This window comes from Pseudomonas sp. BIGb0278, from assembly GCF_024809895.1.
Classification (GTDB): Bacteria; Pseudomonadota; Gammaproteobacteria; order Pseudomonadales; family Pseudomonadaceae; genus Aquipseudomonas; species Aquipseudomonas shirazensis.
Window position 1 is genome coordinate 366369 of record NZ_JANUEL010000003.1, and the last position, 19078, is coordinate 385446.

General features: G+C 61.6%; 14 protein-coding genes. 5 read left to right on the forward strand and 9 right to left on the reverse strand.

Annotated elements, in window-relative coordinates; all coding sequences use genetic code 11:
* Nucleotides 1–139 precede the first annotated feature (139 nt).
* Nucleotides 140–1597, forward strand: coding sequence for a membrane-bound lytic murein transglycosylase MltF (gene mltF / locus M2396_RS14450; protein WP_101317027.1), 1458 nt, complete (start codon nt 140–142; stop codon nt 1595–1597).
* Between the two features lie 5 nt (nt 1598–1602).
* Here mltF and tadA read toward each other — a convergent pair whose 3' ends face one another.
* The 5 genes from tadA to M2396_RS14475 form a co-directional block, all read right to left on the reverse strand.
* Nucleotides 1603–2088, reverse strand: coding sequence for a tRNA adenosine(34) deaminase TadA (tadA, locus tag M2396_RS14455; protein ID WP_101317025.1), 486 nt, complete (start codon nt 2086–2088; stop codon nt 1603–1605).
* Nucleotides 2088–3470, reverse strand: coding sequence for a multicopper oxidase family protein (locus M2396_RS14460; RefSeq protein ID WP_150573586.1), 1383 nt, complete (start codon nt 3468–3470; stop codon nt 2088–2090). Before M2396_RS14460 ends, tadA begins: the two co-directional genes overlap by 1 nt.
* 139 nt (nt 3471–3609) lie before the next feature.
* The gene (locus M2396_RS14465; protein ID WP_259075661.1) at nt 3610–5661 is read right to left on the reverse strand and encodes a TonB-dependent receptor; all 2052 of its coding nucleotides are present in this window, start codon (nt 5659–5661) and stop codon (nt 3610–3612) included.
* A 183-nt stretch (nt 5662–5844) separates the two neighbouring features.
* On the reverse strand, nt 5845–6336 hold the full coding sequence (locus M2396_RS14470) for a GNAT family N-acetyltransferase (protein ID WP_259075663.1): 492 nt from the start codon (nt 6334–6336) through the stop codon (nt 5845–5847).
* Nucleotides 6337–6461: 125 nt separating this feature from the next.
* The gene (locus tag M2396_RS14475; RefSeq protein WP_150571051.1) at nt 6462–8102 is read right to left on the reverse strand and encodes a methyl-accepting chemotaxis protein; all 1641 of its coding nucleotides are present in this window, start codon (nt 8100–8102) and stop codon (nt 6462–6464) included.
* Nucleotides 8103–8408: 306 nt separating this feature from the next.
* Between M2396_RS14475 and M2396_RS14480 the strand changes: the two genes are divergently transcribed.
* Together M2396_RS14480 and M2396_RS14485 are read left to right on the forward strand one after the other, a co-directional pair.
* A complete protein-coding gene (locus M2396_RS14480) occupies nt 8409–9317 on the forward strand; it encodes an alpha/beta hydrolase (RefSeq protein WP_259075665.1) in 909 nt (302 codons plus the stop codon).
* A gap of 211 nt (nt 9318–9528) precedes the next feature.
* Nucleotides 9529–11832 (forward strand): autotransporter outer membrane beta-barrel domain-containing protein, encoded by a 2304-nt coding sequence (locus M2396_RS14485; RefSeq protein ID WP_259075667.1) that lies wholly within the window; start codon nt 9529–9531, stop codon nt 11830–11832.
* A gap of 162 nt (nt 11833–11994) precedes the next feature.
* Here the strand turns inward: M2396_RS14485 and guaA are convergent, their stop codons facing one another.
* From guaA to M2396_RS14505, 4 genes are all read right to left on the reverse strand, one after another.
* Nucleotides 11995–13572 (reverse strand): glutamine-hydrolyzing GMP synthase, encoded by a 1578-nt coding sequence (guaA, locus tag M2396_RS14490; protein ID WP_103436237.1) that lies wholly within the window; start codon nt 13570–13572, stop codon nt 11995–11997.
* 78 nt (nt 13573–13650) lie between these two features.
* Nucleotides 13651–15120 (reverse strand): IMP dehydrogenase, encoded by a 1470-nt coding sequence (guaB, locus tag M2396_RS14495; RefSeq protein ID WP_101317008.1) that lies wholly within the window; start codon nt 15118–15120, stop codon nt 13651–13653.
* A gap of 86 nt (nt 15121–15206) precedes the next feature.
* On the reverse strand, nt 15207–15764 hold the full coding sequence (locus tag M2396_RS14500; RefSeq protein WP_188035486.1) for a sugar ABC transporter ATPase: 558 nt from the start codon (nt 15762–15764) through the stop codon (nt 15207–15209).
* Between the two features lie 49 nt (nt 15765–15813).
* Nucleotides 15814–16569 (reverse strand): sulfite exporter TauE/SafE family protein, encoded by a 756-nt coding sequence (locus M2396_RS14505; RefSeq protein WP_150571053.1) that lies wholly within the window; start codon nt 16567–16569, stop codon nt 15814–15816.
* 99 nt (nt 16570–16668) lie between these two features.
* Between M2396_RS14505 and xseA the strand changes: the two genes are divergently transcribed.
* Nucleotides 16669–18048, forward strand: a complete 1380-nt coding sequence (xseA, locus tag M2396_RS14510) for an exodeoxyribonuclease VII large subunit (RefSeq protein WP_150571054.1) — start codon at nt 16669–16671, stop codon at nt 18046–18048.
* A gap of 3 nt (nt 18049–18051) precedes the next feature.
* Nucleotides 18052–18879 (forward strand): M23 family metallopeptidase, encoded by an 828-nt coding sequence (locus M2396_RS14515; RefSeq protein ID WP_150571055.1) that lies wholly within the window; start codon nt 18052–18054, stop codon nt 18877–18879.
* The last annotated feature ends 199 nt before the right edge of the window (nt 18880–19078 follow it).

Consider the following 19078-nt stretch of genomic DNA (forward strand, 5'->3'; position numbering starts at 1 on the left):
CCGGACTCCGGGGTCAGAAAAGTCGGGGGTTTTTGCCGGTTTTGCTCGGCCATCAGTAAATCCCTGGCCAATCTGCTAGCAGACCTGCCCAGCGTTGTCGAGATATGGCAGTTGCGGCCCTTTGCGTATACTGCAAGCTATGTTCGCCCCCACTGCTTTGCGCAAGCGTTGCGCCCAATGGCTCTTCGCAACCGGCCTCTTCCTGATGCTCGGTGCCTGTGTTGAAAAACCCAGCACTCTCGAGCGCGTCAAGGAAGACGGCGTGCTGCGCGTGATTACCCGCAACAGCCCGGCCACTTACTTCCAGGACCGCAACGGCGAAACCGGCTTCGAATACGAGCTGGTCAAGCGTTTTGCCGATGACCTGGGGGTGAAGCTGGAGATCGAAACCGCCGACAATATCGACGAAATGTTCGATCAACTGGGCAAACCGTCCGGTCCGGTGCTGGCAGCGGCGGGCCTGGTCAGCAGCGAAAAGCGCAACATCCAGGCAAAATTCTCGCATCCGTACCTCGAAGTCACCCCGCAGGTCATCTACCGCAATGGGCGTTCGCGGCCGACCCAGGCCAAGGGCCTGATCGGCAAGAAGATCATGGTGCTCAAGGGCAGCAGCCATGCAGAGCAACTGGCAGCGCTGAAAAAACAGTTCCCGACCCTGGAATACGAAGAATCCGACGCCGTTGAAGTAGTCGACCTGCTGCGCATGGTCGATGAAGGCCAGATCGACCTGACCCTGGTCGACTCCAACGAGCTGGCGATGAACCAGGTGTACTTCCCCAATGTACGGGTTGCCTTTGACCTGGGCGACAGTCGTGATCAGCGCTGGGCAGTCGCCGCGGGCGAAGACAACAGCCTGCTCAACGAGGTCAACGAGTTTCTCGACAAAGCGCAAAAGAACGGCACCCTGCAGCGCCTCAAGGATCGTTACTACGGCCACGTCGACGTCCTCGGTTACGTCGGCGCCTACACCTTCGCCCAGCATTTGCAGCAGCGCCTGCCCAAGTATGAAAAGCACTTCAAGGCCTCGGCCAAGGTCGAGCAGGTCGATTGGCGCCTGCTTGCGGCAATCGGCTATCAGGAGTCGATGTGGCAGCCTGAGGTGACCTCCAAGACCGGCGTGCGCGGGCTGATGATGCTGACCCAGCGCACCGCGCAGGCGATGGGCGTGTCCAACCGGCTGGATGCCAAGCAGAGCATCACCGGCGGCGCCAAGTACTTCATGCTGGTCAAGGAACAGCTCGACGACAGCATCAAGGAGCCGGACCGTACCTGGTTCGCCCTGGCCGGCTACAACGTCGGCAGCGGCCACCTGGAAGACGCCCGCACCCTGGCCAAGCGCGAAGGCCTGAACCCGAACAAATGGCTGGACGTAAAGAAGATGCTGCCGCGCCTGTCGCAGAAGCAGTGGTACAGCAAGACCCGCTATGGCTACGCCCGCGGCGGCGAGCCGGTGCATTTTGTCGCCAACATCCGCCGTTACTACGACATCCTGACCTGGGTGACCCAGCCGCAGCTCGAAGGTCAGGTCGCCGAAGGCAACCTGCATGTGCCAGGCGTCAACAAGGACAAGCCAGCGGAACAGTCACCGCCGATGTAACCGGCTCAGCTCGAGGCTTTTGCCCGCCGCGCCTTGAAGAAATCGCTGAGTATCTGCCCGCATTCCTGCGCCAGCACCCCACCTTCGAACAGCACCCGATGGTTGAGAAAGCCCTGGGTAAAGAACTGCCCCTGGCTCTGCACGATCCCCGCTTTCGGTTCCAGCGCCCCATACACCACCCGCGCCACCCGCGAATGAACGATCAAACCTGCGCACATACTGCACGGCTCCAGGGTCACGTACAGCGTGCTGCCGGGCAGCCGGTAGTTGCTGGCCGCCTGCGCTGCAGCGCGAATGGCGACCATCTCGGCGTGGGCGCTGGGATCGCTGTCGGTGATCGGTCGGTTGAAGCCGCTGCCGATCACTTCGCCACCCTGCACCAGCACCGCGCCAACCGGCACTTCGCCCAACGCCGCACCTTGCGCAGCCAGCTCCAGGGCCATCTGCATAAAAGCCTGATCACGGCTGCGATCAATAATCTGCGCGCGCATCAGACCACCGCAATCGCGGCCATCAGGCCGGTTTCCATGTGGTCGATGACGTGGCAATGGAACATCCAGGTACCCGGGTTATCAGCCACCAGGGCCACCTGGGCGCGCTCGTTCTTGCCCAGCAGGTAAGTATCGGTGAACCACGGCTCGGTGATTTTGTGCCGGTTGGAACTGAGCACCTTGAAGCTCATGCCATGCAAGTGAATCGGGTGCTGGTACTGGGTCATGTTCTTCAGCTCGAAGATGTAGCTCTTGCCCTTTTCCAATGTGGCGATCGGGCGGTCGGCGCAGGTCTTGTCGGTAATGTCCCAGGCCTTGCCGTTGATCTGCCACAGGCTTGGCGGGCGGCCGCTGTCGGTGTCGACCGAAACCTTGCCGACCCACTCGAAATTGAAGTTGATCTTCTCGGCGTTGGCCAGGTCTGGTTCGGCGATCGGGTTGGCCGGTAATGCCGGCGGCCATTCGCCGGGGGCGTCGCTGCTGGCAACCGAGCGCAGGGTGCCGAGGCGCACAAAGCCGTCGCGCAGGGAGATCTCCTCGCCGGCTTCAGGGATGCGGATCGCCAGGCAGATGCGCATGCCAGGGCCCAGCCAATAGTCATCGTCCAATGGCCGCGGCGTGACCGGGTTGCCATCGAGGGCGTAGATCATCGCCTCGCAGTTGCCACGCAGGTTGATGCGGTAGGTCCAGGTATTGTCGAGGTTGAGCAGGCGCACGCGCACGACCTGCCCGGCCGGCAGCTCGGTGACCGAATCGGCCTGGCCGTTGATGGTGATCAAGCGCCCAGCGGTGCCATTGCGCGCAGCTTCACGAGGAATGCTGAACGGCAGCCACCCGCCCTGCTCGTCGACGTGCCAGTTTTTCAGGCTCAGCGTGCGCTCATGCTTGAAGCCGGTGGGCTCGCGCTCTTCGACGATCAGTGGGCCGACCAGGCCCCGACCAAGCTCCTCGGAGCTGCTCACGTGCGGGTGATACCAGTAGCTGCCGGCGTCCGGCACGCGGAACTTGTAGTCGAAGTACTCGCCGGGCTTGACCGGCAGTTGCGAGACATAGGGCACGCCGTCCATTTCCAGCGGCAGGCGGATACCGTGCCAATGGATGGTGGTTTCGACCGACAGGTGGTTGATGAAGCGCACCCGCAGCCAGGTGCCCTGGCGGACCCGCAGCTCGGTGCCCGGCGCCGATGGGCCAAAGGCCCAGGCCTCGGTCTTGAAGCCCGCTACCAGCTCGACTTCAAGCGGCGCGGCGATCAGCTCGTAGTCATGTCCGGCGTTGTCGTCCTCGACCTTGCCCAGCCAGTAGCGCGCTGCGCCTCCAGCGCCCAGGCCAACCACGACCAGGCCAGTCAGGCCCTTGAGCATTTGTCGACGGGTAAAGGACATCGGTGCAGGTACCTCGTTATACGCGATCAGTCTGCCAGCACCGGGCTGGCAATGAAGGGCGAATACGATACACCTGCAAATGCGAAAGATTAAGTGAAGTGTTGATGGTCTTAACCTTCGAACCCCAGCTGGTCAGGCTTTACAACTTCATGTTGAGCGAGACAAACGCCGAGCGGCCCGGTGCTGGCGAAAACATCGGCTGATCGTCGCCGCCCCAGAAGAAGTTGTCGTACCAGACGTATTCGTACTCGCGATCGGTAAGGTTCTTCAATTGCAGATCGACACTGGTCGCGCTGGAGATACGGTAGCGCACGCTGGCATCCAGCACGGCAAAGCCACCGTACTTGCCTTGCTGATTCTGCGCATCGATGTAGTAGTCGCCCTGGGCCCGGGCCTGCAGGCCAAAGCGCCAGTCATCGTTGTACTGGTAGTCGGCGCCGAGGTTGCTGATGTAACGCGGCGTCGAAAACACCTCCTTGCCCGCCAGCGACTCGCCAGTGGCGGCGAAGGCCTTGACCACCTTGGCCTCCTGAATCGAGTGCGAGCCCCACAACGTCCACTGTTCGTTCAATTGCGCGTTGAGCTGCAGGTCGATGCCGCGCCGACGGGTTTCGCCAAGCCCCACCGAGGTGCCGGTGGCCGGCATATTGGCCACTTCATCGGTAGCATCCTGCTGCCACACGGAAGCGCGCGCCTCAGCGCCGTCGAACGGGCGGAACTTGACCCCCAGTTCTTTGCCGGTATTGATCGACGGGGCATAGCTGGCCTGGCCGGCGCTCAAGTAGGCCGGGAAACTGCTACCGGTAAGAATCTGGAACGTGCGGCCCCAGTTGGCGTAGACGTCGACGCTTTCGCTGACGCTGTAGACCACGCTCAACTTCGGCTGCTGGATCCAGCCGTAGTCCTGCAACGAGGCCTTCTGGCCGCCGAGGGTGGTGGTATTGCCGTCGAACTTGTCGACACGCATGGCCGGGATGATCTTCAGTGACTCGGTCGGCTGGATGATCGCCTGCACATAGCCACCGAGGTTGCGCAAGGTGTAGTGGTCGTCGTCCTGAATGCGCGCGGGGGCTGCATCGAAATCGGTCGGCACGCCAAAGCTGTAGCGTTGCCGGCGATAAGTGTTGTCCTGCTCTTCTACGTTAATACCGCCGTCCAGGGTCAACAGGTCGTTGGCGCGCCAGGTCAGCGTGCTCAGCAGGCCGGCCTGCTGCTCGTCCCACATGCGGCGCTGGCGCGGGGCGTTGCCCAGCGGGTAGTCAGTGAAGGTGATGGTGCGATCATCGTTGTAACTGTTGTAGTAGAGCTTGTTGCTCATGCTCAATTGATCGCTGAGTTGCCAGTCCATGTGCAGGCTCAGCTGCTTCATGTCGCGGTCGTCGCCGTCGTTGGCGTTCTTGGCGGGCGACTGGGTGCGGCTGGCGCGCAGCTCATCGCGGGTGAGAAACCCGCTCTCCTCGGCCTGGTGGTGATACAGCCGGGCGATCAGGCCAACGCGCAGGGTCTGCTCGTCATCAGTAACGAACCATTTGCCGCCGAGGGCGTATTTATTGGAGTTGCTGTTGTCGCGAAAGCCGTCCGAGTCCTGCTTGGCCAGGATGTAGTTCTGGGCGAAGTTGCCCTCTTCATGGCCGATCGCCAGCTGTACTTCACGGGTATCGAAACTGCCGTAAGTGACTCGGCTGTCGATGTAGTTGCCACCTTGGCGGGTGACGTAGTTGATGTTGCCGCCGATGTTGTGCAGGCCGTAGCGCGGGTCGTTGGTACCGCGGACCACTTCGATGTAGCTGATGTCGAGCGGGAACACCATGTCGACAAAGCGCTGGTTGCCGCTGTTGACGTTGCTCGGGATGCCATCGATGAGCATCTTGATGCCGTTGATGTAACCCTCACCGTTGAAGGCGCGGAAAGTCGCCTTGCCCGACTCGGCGCCCTGCCCTGTCTCAGTCAACTGGATGCCCGGCATCTGCCCGAGCAACTGCCAGCTGTTCATCACGTTCTTGTCTTCGACCTGATCGCCGCCCAGCACATCGACCGAGGTCAGCACGTTCTCGGTGCGCAGCGCGGTGCCGGCTGCCTGCGAGACCTTGATCTCGCCCAGGGTGATGACCGAGCTACCGGTTTGATTGGCATGAAGGTCGGTCATGACCAGCGCGGTCAGCGCGGCAAGTGATAGCGGGGCGGTTCTCATTACAACTCCTGATCGAGCACAAGTGCGGCTAAAGACGAGGCGAGATTCTACGGTTGTTATAACATAACAATCCACAATAAATTTTATGCCTGCACACCGTCCCCTGTAGGAGCGGCCTTGTGTCGCGAAAGGCCCGCAAAGCGGGCCCGGCGATTTTACGGTGCTGCATAAATCCTGAGGCCGCTACGCAGACCGCCTACCGCTGGCAAACGCGACCAACGCCTCCCCGCTCAAGCGATAGCCAATCCACTCATCCTGCGCCTTGGCGCCAATGGCTTCGTAGAATTCGATCGCAGGGGTATTCCAATCCAGCACCGACCATTCAAAGCGTCCGCACCCGCGTGCCACTGCCATCTTCGCCAGATGGCGCAGCAATGCTTTACCCGCGCCTGCACCACGCTGTTGCGGCGACACGTACAGGTCCTCCAGATACAAGCCGTGCTTGCCCAGCCAGGTCGAGTAATTGAAGAAGTACACGGCAAAACCAATCGGCTCGCCGTCCAGCTCGCAGATCAGGCCATGGGTCGTACTGTGCTCGCCGAACAGGCTGCTCTCGATCCCGGCGACGTCGGTCTTGACCTCGTGTTCGGCCTTTTCATAGATCGCCAGTTCAGTGATAAAACGCAGGATCAGCGCAGCATCGGCGCGCTCGGCAGGGCGGATTGTCAGCGTCATTGCGAGGGTTCCGGTAGGGAGTGGCGGCTCAAGCTTAATTGAAAACTCTGCCGACAAGCGCTTGCCAGTCACCTGCATGCCTCCATGCAAGTGACTGGCAAAGCTCAAGCCCTAGTGTTCGCGGCTTACAGCTTGAAGGTGCTGACCAGCTGATTGAACGATACCGCCAGGCGCGACAGCTCCTGGCTGGATGCGCTGGTCTGGTTGGCGCCTGCTGCGGTCTGGGTGGAAAGATCCTGAATGTTGACCAGGTTACGATCCACTTCCCGCGCGACGTTGGCCTGCTCTTCGGATGCGGTGGCGATCAGCATGTTGCGGTCGTTGATGCCAGCGATGTTCTGAGCGATACGCTCAAGCGATTCGCCAGTGGCCTTGGCCAGTTCCTGAGTATTACTGGCCAGGGCACGGCTGTTGCCCATGGCCTTGACCGCGTCGTCGGCGCGCGATTGCACGCTGGCGATCATCGCTTCGATCTCGCCGGTGGAGGCTTGGGTGCGCGCGGCCAGGGCTCTGACTTCGTCGGCCACCACAGCAAAACCGCGGCCCTGCTCACCTGCCCGCGCCGCCTCGATGGCCGCGTTGAGTGCGAGCAGGTTGGTCTGCTCGGCGATACCACGGATGACGTCAAGGACTTTGGCGATATCGCGCACGCTGCCTGCCAACTCATCGACAATCACGGTCGACTGGCCGATCTCGGCATTCACACTGGTGATCGCCTTGACCGCCTCACGCGCCTGATCGCGGCCGCTGGCTGCTTCATTGCTGGTGTGGCGGGAAGCCTCGGAGGTCGATGTGGCGTTGCGCGCCACTTCGTCAACCGCAGCGCTCATTTCGGTGACGGCGGTAGCCGCCAGCTGGATTTCGTCATTTTGACGGACCAGGCCGCGGCTGCTCTCTTCGGTCACCGCGTTGAGCTCTTCGGCCGCCGAAGCCAGTTGATCTGCCGCACTGGCAATCTGCTGGATAGTGCCCTTGAGCCCGCTTTGCATCGCGCCTAACGCCGCGAGCAACTGGCCGCCTTCGTCACGATGGCCGCTTTCAATGGTTTTGCTCAGATCGCCACCGGCAATTCGCTGCGCGTTGCCAACCGCCAATGCGATCGGCGCACTGATCACCCGGCTGATGAAAATACCCAGCAGCAGCGCAGTGATGAAGGAGGCACCGATGCCAAGGTAGAGGTTGAGCTTGGCAGCAGCCTCGCTGTCGCGAGCATCCTGTGCACCTTCACCGATCTGCCGGTTGTTGGACTTGACCATGATCTCCATCTCGTCCATCACGGTGCGATACGCCTGGTGCATTTCTCCAGCCATCAGCTGCTTGGCTGCGGCCAGATCACCACGCTCGATGGTCGCCGCCACACGCTCAATGATGGCCTGATACGCTGGCCAGTCCTTTTCCATGCGATCGCCCGCGGCACGCTCGTCATCCGCCAGCGGTGTGGCGCGGTAAACGGCGAAGGCGCGCTCGCTGGTTTGGCGGTTTTCATTCATGGAAGCAACAATGGCGCTGCGCTCAGCGGCGTCGCTGCCTGCGATGGAAGCTGCCAGCAGACGATACAAATCGCGGTTTTGGGCAATGGCATCGGACCGCGCCTCTGCGGTCTTGGCCACCGACACCAGGTTGTTGCTGAAGACCAACTGCAAGTTTGTAGACAACGAGCCAATTCCCTGGCTACCGATAATCCCAACGATCAACGTGATGGAAGCGCATAGCGCGAATGCAACATACAACTTGGTTGAAATCTTGGCGTCGTGGAACCAGTTCATATACGGACCTGCACGGGGGAGAACGAGCTGCGATCGCCGCGGCGGGCGCATCGTCAGGCTATCGACCGTTCCCAGCAAGCCTGAAGCCCGTGGCGGGCTGTTTATTTCAATCCTGAGCGGGGCGTGTTGGCGTGCCAGGGATCATCTGGCTCTGTAGTATCGGTAGACGTCGCGCAATTTGCACCAACCGAACCAGACTGCCACTCCAAGCAACCATAGAAGTATCAAGATCTTGGCTACTGCAGAGGCCACCTCGATCTGGACGCCGGCGAGCTATTAAATATCAGCCATGGTAATCCACAACCGATGAGCAATAGATACGCCCCCTACTCTCAGGCACTGGTCTACCTCGGTAAAGCCTGGCTGGTGGTCATAAGCGCGCTGCTTGTGGCCTGCCAATCGCCGCGCGAGGCGTTGCAGCACCTAGCTGACGCACAGGGTCGCCAGGTTGAGGTGCTGCCGGGACGCGCCTTCCCGCTGCTGGTACTGACACCGCACGCTGCAGGCAACCAGACTCGCCTGCGCGTCTACCTCGAAGGCGACGGCCATGCCTGGGCCACGGCCAGCCAACCCAGCCTGGATCCGAGCCCGCACAATCTGTTGGTGGCCCGGCTGGCGCTGGCCGACCCGGCACCAAACGCCTACCTGGCACGCCCTTGCCAGTTCGTCATGAGCGCGGCGTGCCGCCCAGAACTGTGGACCAACAGACGGTTTTCTCAGGACGTGGTCACTCGCCTCAGCCAGGCGCTGGACCAATTGAAACAGCGCTATGGCAACCAGGAATTCGAACTGGTGGGGTATTCAGGTGGCGCCGCGCTTGCCTTGCTGTTGGCAGCCCAGCGGACTGATGTGACCCAGGTGCAGACACTGGCTGGCAATCTCAGCCCGCGCTTGTGGGTCGCAATGAAAAACCTGTCGCCACTCGACGGTTCGCTGGAGCCACTGGACTACCGGTCTCAGCTCGCCTCTGTTCCACAGCGGCATCTGGTTGGAACAGCGGACCAGATCATTCCAGCGACTCTGGCTGACAAATACCAACAAGCGCTTGATTCCCCACTCTCCCAAACAGTCCGCATTGACGGCGCCAGCCATGACCAGGGCTGGGAAGCGGCATGGTCTGAGTGGCTTGAAACTCCGCTGAAAAATGAGGCTTGGCAAAAAAAGACTACTGTTGACCATCTCACGAACGGCAAAGTTCCGGTTATTGCTGATTAATCCTGTATTTCTCTAGAAAATAGCTAGCTGGTCGCATTTCTTGGATTTTTCCCCTTAAAAAACCCGATCAAGGATGAATCATTCTAATGGTTTGGTGTAAATTCGCTCGCGCTTGACTCAGCACTTCACTGACAAGCTGGCAGGGATGCCTGAAACAGACGCTGACGCGTAGGTCCTCCCATGTCAGTTTCTGCCCTGTAAGGATACTGCCTTGAACATTTCTCCTATGCGTCGCTCATTGCTCGCGCTCGCCATTGCGGCTACCACGACTACCGCAGCCAATGCCGTTCCCGTGGCCGACGTCAATTACGACCTGAGCACCGGCCAATTCATCAGCATCGATGAGACCTTTGGCAACGCCACTTTCACCGGAACGTCGACGGGCGCAGGTGTATACCTGCAAGATGTGACCCTGGGTGGCAATCTGGTCAATCAGGGCAATATCAACCTGACAACCAAGAGCCTGACCGACTACGCGGGCGGTATCTCCATGACCCTGAGTTCTACCGTCGCTGGTGACGTGGTAAACCAGGGCAACATCACGGTGGACGGCCCCGGCGCGATGGGCTTGGATCTGTACAGAGCGGTCATCGCCGGTGAAGTGAACAACAGCGGCAACATCAACGTCACGGGTGAAAACGCCAACGGCATGATGATCACCTCGACTCAGGCACGCATCAACAACACCGGCATCATTACCGCGCGCGGCCTCGACTCCGCCGGTATCGAGATCGACCACGCTCAGTTCACCGGTCAGATCACCGACGTCTTCAAGACCGACGTCAACAATAGCGGGACCATCTCGGGCGAAGGCTTTGGCATTCACTTCGTCGGCCTGGATCCCGCTGCCGGTTTCGACACCTTCGCCATCACCCAGACAGCTGGCCTGATCGAAGGCGGCGAGGCTGCAATCAAGGCCAATGACGATGCAGCTCCATCGTATTTTTACTGGCAAGGCGGCCAGGTAAAGGGTGATGTACTGGGCTTGAGTGGCGTGCTGGTGCAAGGCGAGGCGATGTTCGATGGCTCGACCATCCGCGCCGGCTTCGTCGATATCGACGGCGGCCGCCTGACCCTGCTACGCCCGCAGACGACGATTGACGGCGACCTCGACATGGACAGCGACACCGCCCGCCTGCGCCTGCTGCTGGACAACGACACCCTGCCGAACAGGCCGATCCTGACTGTCACCGGCAATACCTTCTTCTCCGCCGGCAGCCAGATCGAACTGCAGGCGCGCTCCGACGACTTCCGCACTTCGGCCCAGGGCACCCGCTACACCCTGCTCAACTCCGGCACTTGGGAAGACCCAGAGAACCTCTCGGTGGTCTCCTCCTCGGCGCTGCTTGAAGTGAAGAACTTCGGCATCGAAGGCCAGGATGTGAAAGCTCTGGTTGCCACCCGCAGCGATGAGGTGATCACGGAAAACCTGCTGGAAGCGCGTGGTTCGCGCAACGCAGTGAACGCCATCAAGCCGTTCAAGAACACCGTCATGGGCCAACTGGACGAAAGCGACCCGGTGTTCCAGCGTTTCGCCAACGCCGCCACCAGCGAAGAGCTGGCCAAACTGGCCGAAACCCTGACCCCAGACGTCAGCGGTGGCGCAATCCACGCCGCCACCAACAGCCAGAACCTGGTCGCCGGTGCCATCAACCGCCGTGCCAGCAAGGCGCGTAGCGGTCTGTCATCCGGTGACGTGCTGGCCGAGCAAGGCGTATGGCTGCAAGCGCTGACCAGCGATGCCAACCAGGACCGCCGCCACGGTATCGACGGCTACGACGCCAACACCAACGGCATCGCCGTGGGTGCCGACGGCAAGCTCAACGCCGACACCACCGTGGGCCTGGCCTACAGCTACCTGACCAGCGACGTCAAATCCGACCTGGGCAGCAAAACCGATGTCGAAGGCCATGCACTGACCTTGTACGGCAACTGGACCCACGACAACTTCTTCGTCGACACCTCGCTGATGTATGGCTGGAACGACAACGAGTCCAAACGCTACATTGCCGGCACCCGCGCCAAGGCCAGCTTCGACAGTGAGATCTTCGGCGTCAACGCCCTGGCTGGCTACACCTTCCAGCTCGACAAGCAATGGCTGCTGGAACCTCAGGTCGGTGCACGCTATGCCAACGTGTCGATTGATTCGTACCGTGAAAAAGGCAGCTCGGCCGCCCTCAACGTCGGCAGCCAACGCTACGAAATCGGCGAAATGGGCCTCGGCGCTCGCCTGGCAGCAGCCTTCGATGTAGGTGTGGGCACGCTGGAACCAGAAGCCAAGCTGATGGCCTGGCACGACTTCATCGGCGACAAGACCGCCACCACTTCCACCTTCGTCCTCGGCGGTACGCCGTTCACCACCACCGGTGCGACACCTGCGCGTGATAGCTACGAGCTGGGCCTGGGCGCCAACTACCGCGTCGGCGCGTGGAGCGTGGGCGGTAACTACAGCTACCTGACCAGCAGTGGGTTCGACGCGGATACCTTTACCGCAAACGTGCGTTACGACTTCTGATAGAGGTCTGCGCTTGAAACGACAAAGCCCGCGAATGCGGGCTTTGTCGTTTCAGGCTGTGGTTGACTTGAGGACGCCAGGGCTGCTTCGTAGCCCTCGCTTACCGCCCGCAGATAGAGAAAAACCGGCCTAAGCCGGTTTCTCAATCGCTGCGCTAGCAGATCATTCCCACTCAATCGTCGCCGGCGGCTTGCTCGACACGTCATAAGTAACGCGCGAGATGCCTTCGATCTCGTTGATGATCCGCCCGCTGACCGTTTCCAGCAGCTCGTAAGGCAGGTGTGCCCAACGTGCGGTCATGAAGTCCACGGTCTCGACGGCGCGCAGGGCGACGACCCAGGCGTAGCGACGGCCGTCACCGACCACACCAACCGACTTGACCGGCTGGAACACTACGAAGGCCTGGCTGGTCTTGTGGTACCAGTCGGCTTTGCGCAGTTCTTCGATGAAGATGTGGTCAGCGCGACGGAGGATGTCGGCGTATTCCTTTTTCACTTCACCAAGGATACGTACGCCCAGGCCCGGGCCTGGGAACGGGTGGCGGTAGACCATGTCGTACGGCAGGCCGAGTTCCAGGCCGAGTTTGCGCACTTCGTCCTTGAACAGCTCACGCAGTGGCTCGACCAGCTTGAGGTTCATTTCCTCTGGCAGGCCGCCGACGTTGTGGTGCGACTTGATCACGTGGGCCTTGCCGCTCTTGGCGCCAGCCGACTCAATCACGTCGGGGTAGATGGTGCCTTGGGCGAGGAACTGGATGTTTTCCAGTTTGCTGGCTTCGGCATCGAACACGTCGATGAAGGTGCGGCCGATGATTTTGCGTTTTTTCTCCGGGTCGGCTTCGCCTTCCAGGTTGCCCAGGAACTGAGCTTCGGCGTTGGCGCGGATCACCTTGACGCCCATGTTCTCGGCGAACATGGCCATCACTTGCTCACCTTCGTGCAGGCGCAGCAGACCGTTGTCGACGAATACGCAGGTCAGCTGGTCGCCAATGGCGCGGTGCAGCAGCGCAGCAACCACCGACGAGTCGACGCCGCCGGACAGGCCGAGCAGAACGTTGGCAGTGCCGACCTGGGCGCGAACCTGAGCGATGGCATCTTCAACGATGTTGGACGAGGTCCACAGCGCTTCGCAGCCGCAGATGTCGAGGATGAAGCGCGACAGGATGCGTCCGCCCTGCTTGGTATGGGTCACTTCAGGGTGGAACTGCACGCCGTAGTAGCCGCGGCTGTCGTCGAACATGCCGGCGATCGGGCAGCTTGGGGTGCTGGCCAGAACGTGGAAGTTCTCTGGCATGCGGGTGACCTTGTCACCGTGGCTCATCCAGACATCGAGACCGAATACGCCGTCGGCGTCTACATGGTCTTCGATGCCGTCGAGCAGGCGGCTCTTGCCGACCACGTCAACGCGGGCGTAGCCGAATTCGCGCAGCTCGGAGCCTTCAACCTTGCCGCCCATCTGCTCGGCCATGGTCTGCATGCCGTAGCAGATGCCCAGCACTGGTACGTTGAGGTCGAACACCGCTTGCGGTGCACGCGGGCTGTTGGCTTCGTGGACCGACTCTGGGCCGCCAGCGAGGATGATGCCGCGCGGGTTGAATTCGCGGATCGCTTCATCGTCCATGTCGAACGGGTGCAGCTCGCAGTAGACACCGATCTCGCGCACGCGGCGGGCGATCAGCTGGGTGTACTGGGAACCGAAGTCGAGGATCAGGATGCGGTGAGCGTGAATGTCGAGGGCCATGACTCAATCTCGTCAGTGGAAATCGGAAACAACACGGGGCTGTCGTAACAGCCCCGCTTGCTAATGATGCTGGAAGCCTCAGCCTACGCGGTAGTTTGGCGCTTCCTTGGTGATCTGCACGTCATGCACGTGGGACTCGGCCATGCCGGCACCGGTGATGCGTACAAACTCAGGCTTGGTGCGCATCTCTTCGATGGTGGCACTGCCGGTGTAGCCCATGGACGAACGCAGGCCGCCCATCAGCTGGTGAATGATTGCAGCCAGTGCGCCCTTGTACGGTACGCGGCCTTCGATGCCTTCCGGGACCAGCTTCTCGGCGCCGGCCGAGGAATCCTGGAAGTAACGGTCGGACGAACCTTGCGCCTGAGCCATTGCACCGAGCGAACCCATGCCGCGGTAAGCCTTGTAGGAACGACCCTGGAACAGCTCGACTTCGCCTGGCGCTTCTTCAGTACCGGCAAACATCGAACCCATCATCACGCACGAGGCGCCAGCGACGATGGCCTTGGACAGGTCACCGGAGAAGCGGATGCCGCCGTCGGCGATCAGTGGTACGCCGGTGCCTTCGAGGGCAGCGGCAACGTTGGCGATAGCGCTGATCTGCGGCACGCCGACACCAGCGACGATACGCGTGGTGCAGATCGAGCCTGGGCCGATACCGACCTTGACTGCGTCAGCGCCGGCGTCAGCCAGGGCCTTGGCGGCAGCACCAGTGGCGATGTTGCCGCCGATCACCTGCACGTGCGGATAGGTTTCCTTGACCCAGCGAACGCGGTCGATCACGCCTTTGGAGTGACCGTGGGCGGTGTCGACCACCACCACGTCAACGCCGGCAGCAACCAGCGCAGCAACGCGCTCGCCGGTGTCCTTGCCGGTGCCGACCGCAGCGCCGACGCGCAGACGACCCTGGTCGTCCTTGCTCGCCAGCGGGTAGGCCTTGGCCTTTTCGATGTCCTTGACGGTCATCATGCCCTTGAGGCTGAAGTTGCCGTCTACGATCAAAACTTTTTCCAGGCGGTGCTTGTGCAGCAGCTCGCGGACTTCGTTCTTGTCGGCGCCTTCGCGGACGGTGACCAGACGCTCTTTTGGCGTCATCACATCACGCACCTTGGCGTCCAGACGGGTCTCGAAGCGCACGTCACGGGAAGTGACGATACCGACCAGGTCGCCATTGGCCAGCACCGGAACACCAGAGATGTTGTTCAGGCGGGTCAGGTCGAACAGGTCACGCACGGTGGCGTCGGCTTCGATGGTGATCGGGTCCTTGACCACGCCAGCCTCGAACTTCTTGACCTTGCGCACTTCGCTGGCCTGTTGTTCGATGGTCATGTTCTTGTGGATGATGCCGATACCGCCTTCCTGCGCCATGGCGATGGCCAGGCGGGCTTCGGTAACGGTGTCCATGGCAGCGGATACCAGCGGAATGTTCAGCTCGATGCCACGGGTCAAACGGGTCTTGAGACTGACTTCATTGGGCAGTACCTCGGAATAACCAGGTACAAGGAGAATGTCGTCGAAGGTCAGTGCTTCTTGGCTGATACGCAGCATCGCGGGGGCTCCCGGGCGGGAAAATTGGAAGCGCGCCATTATACTCATCCACGGCGCGCCACTCAATGCAAAATAAGGGCCTTCGGTCAGGCCTGTGGCAGTTTTACCTGCACCACGGCTACCGGATGGTCGAGCCAGTCGGCAAACGCGGCGAGGAAGGTCGAGGTAAAACCGGCCTCGCCCCAGTTGTTGAAGATGAACCCCAGGTTGGAAAAGGCACATGGCTGCAGGAATAGAAAGCCATTGATATCGTCTTCGAAGGCGCACAGCGGGCAGGTGAAGTTGTCGCTCACCCCCGGCATCCACTCCTCCAGGCTGTCGAACAGCGGCTCGCCGACTTCGCGCCGGCACTCCGGGCAGCCGGCTTCTTCAAGAAAGCCTTCGGTCGGCGTATAGATGCAGCGCTTGAGCATGACTTCCAGGCCGTTGACCGGCTGATCGAACGGCAGCAGGTCAGGTCGCAGGGCGATCTTGCGCGCGCCTGGCGCCAGCGCGTAGGCCATGCGGTTGCCGCTGCGCCCACAGGTGCTCAACTGCTCCTCGACGATTTTCTCCCTGACCAGCCAGCGCAGGATCGCCCGCGCGCGGGCCTCGTGCACCGGGACGGTGGACAGTTTGGGGACGATGATGCTCTGGGTGTTCATGAACAAGGCAGGCCTGGGACTTCAATAATCGGCCAATTCTACCCCCTGCTCAGCTCGTCAGGTAGCGAACAATCAAGGCCACACCGCTGGCCAGTACCAGCCAGGTCACCAGCCGCACGAAGGCTTCGCGGGAGAGTTTGAAGCTCAACCGACGGCCAATCCAGGTGCCCAGAAACATCACTGGCAGCAAGCACGCCGCCAGCAACAGCAGGCTTAGGTCGGCATACACCCCGGCGATAACGAACAACGACAGGCGCACGATGGTGCTGCAGCTGATCAGGGCGCACTGGGTCGCGCGGGCCTCATCCTTGGAATCCAGCCGTGCATTCAGGTAGATCGCATAAAGGAAACCACCACTGCCGAACATGGCGCCGAACAGCCCGCCGACGGTTCCCATGGGCACCGCCCAGAGCGGATTCAGACGTGTCGGCCGGGTTTTGATCGCCAGGCCATAAATGGCATAGGCCGTAACAAACACGCCCATCAGCAGCAACAGCAGGTCTGATTTCAGCTGCAACAAAAACACCACGCCCAAAATGCAACCGATGGCCATGAACGGCAGCAGCCGCAGCAACTCGGCGCGGGCGACGTCCTTGCGCGACGGCAGCAAGTTACCGAACGCCGCGATGAAGTCGAGCAGCACCAGCAGCGGCACCACCTTGGACAGCGGCATGAAATGAATCAACACCGGCGCTGCAATCAACGCCGTACCAAAGCCGGCAATGCCGAACACAATGTAAGCCGCGCTGACCGCGAGCAGCACGGGTAGCCAGTCGAGGCCGGTAAACGGCAATTGAGCGAGCATGCAAGTCCCTCCCTGGGCAATGCGCAAAGGTAGCATTCCAGCGCATGCTCGGTGCAGAGGGCGATGCACAAGCTGGCCTTGTCCTTTATGATGCCGAACATGATCAAAGACCCTTTCGAACGACTCGGCCTCGACCGCGAGGTCCTCACCGTCAGCCAACTCAACGGCCGCGCCCGCGTGCTGCTCGAGGACGTGTTCCGCAACGTCTGGGTTGAGGGCGAGATTTCCAACCTGGCCCGGCCCGCCTCTGGCCACATCTACTTCACCCTCAAGGACAGCGGCGCGCAGGTGCGCTGTGCGCTGTTCCGGCAGAACGCCACGCGCGTGCGTCAGGCACTGCGCGATGGCCTGGCAGTGCGCGTGCGCGGCAAGGTCTCGCTGTTCGAGGGGCGTGGCGACTATCAGCTGATCCTCGATACGGTCGAACCGGCTGGTGACGGCGCCCTGCGCCTGGCCTTCGAAGCGCTGAAAGAGAAACTCAGCGCCGAAGGCCTGTTCAGCACCGAGCGCAAGCAGCCACTACCGGCGCACCCACAACGCATCGGTATCATCACCTCGCCGACCGGCGCGGTGATCCGCGACATCATCAGTGTGTTTGGCCGGCGCGCGCCGCAGGTCGAGCTGAACCTGATCCCGACTGCCGTGCAGGGTCGCGAGGCGATCAACCAGATCGTGCGCGCCCTGCGCCTGGCCGACAGCCGCGGCTTCGACGCCCTGATCCTGGCCCGTGGCGGCGGTTCTCTGGAAGACCTCTGGTGCTTCAACGAAGAAGCGGTAGCGCGTGCGATTGCCGCCTGCGTGACGCCCATCGTCAGTGCCGTAGGCCATGAAACCGACGTTTCGATCAGTGACTTCGTCGCCGACGTGCGCGCACCCACGCCGTCCGCTGCCGCCGAGCTGCTGGCCCCGGACAGCAGCGGTTTGCAACTGCGCCTTGAGAGCCTGCAACGGCGGCTGTTGCTACGGATGCAGAACCGCCTGAGCCATGACCGCCTGCGCGTCGAAGGCCTGGCCCGCCGCCTGCGACATCCCGGCGAACGCCTGCGCCAACAGGCGCAGCGTCTGGACGATCTGGACATGCGCCTGCGCCGCGCCTTTGCGCTGAACATGCGCGCACGTCAGGAGCGCCTCGGCCGCCTCGACACGCGCCTGGCCGCGCAGCACCCGGGGCGCACGCTGAAGTTGCTCGGCCAGCGCCTGGACAGCCTCGCCGAGCGCCTGCCACGAGCCATGCGCGAAACCCTCAAGGACCGCCGCCAACGCTTCCAGGCCCAGTTGCAGACCTTGCAGGTGGTCAGCCCGCTGGCGACCCTGGCGCGTGGCTACAGCATCCTCCTGGATGAGCGCGGCCAGGCCATCCGCAGCGCGGCGCAGACGCGCAACGGTCAACGCCTGACCGCTCGCCTCAACGAAGGTGAGCTGCAGGTGCGGGTCGAAGACAACCACCAGACTCCGGTCACCCTTTCGCTATTGGATTGACACATGCCTCGTTTGCTCGCCCCGCTGCTTGCCCTGTCCTTGCTGCTGCTGACCACTGCGGCCCAGGCCAGCTACATCACCCGCACCCTCAACAAGCCAGTGCCGGGCGGCGTCGCCGTGGTCGACCTGGGCCCTGCTGCCAACGCCCCACAAGCGCGCTTTGACGGCAAGCCGGTGCTGGTGGTCAAGGAGCAGGACAACTGGCTGGCGATCGTCGGCATCCCGCTGACGCAGAAGCCCGGCACTGCCACCCTCAGCCAGGGCAACCGCAGCCTGCCGTTCACCGTCGGCAGCAAGAAGTACCCCGAGCAGCACATCACCCTGAAGAACAAGCGCCAGGTCAACCCAGACCCGGCCGACCTCAAGCGCATCGACCGCGAGCTGGCCGAGCAGATCAAGGCCTACCGCAGCTTCAGCCCGGCCCTGCCGAGCAACCTGATCCTCGACAAACCGGTCAACGGGCCGCTGTCTAGCAAGTTTGGCGTGCGCCGCTTCTTCAACGGTGAAGAGCGCAATCCGCATGCCGGGCTGGACTTTGCCGTACCCGCCGGGACGCCGATCAAGACCCCGGCCAATGGTACGGTGATCCTGATCGGTAACTACTTCTTCAATGGCCAGACCGTGTTCGTCGACCACGGCCAAGGCTTTATCAGCATGTTCTGCCACATGTCGAAAATCGATGTGAAGAATGGCCAGCAGCTGCGCCGTGGCGACGTGGTTGGCCGGGTCGGCGCGACCGGTCGCGCCACCGGCCCGCACATGCACTGGAACGTCAGCCTGAACGATGCGCGGGTTGATCCGGCGATTTTCATCGGGGCATTCCAACCCTGAGCGCAGGCCAGGCAAGAGCTCCCCTGCTACCGGGAAGCTCTTGCGCTGATGAAATGTACTGCGCAATTTAATCGGGTTCTGAATTTGATCGCGGCGATTCAATCTCGCCAACTGCACATTCTTGAACATTTATCTCAATTTTTTTTCAAGGCTTGCCAACCCTCACCGCTGTGGTTAGGGTTGAAGCCATGAAAACCTC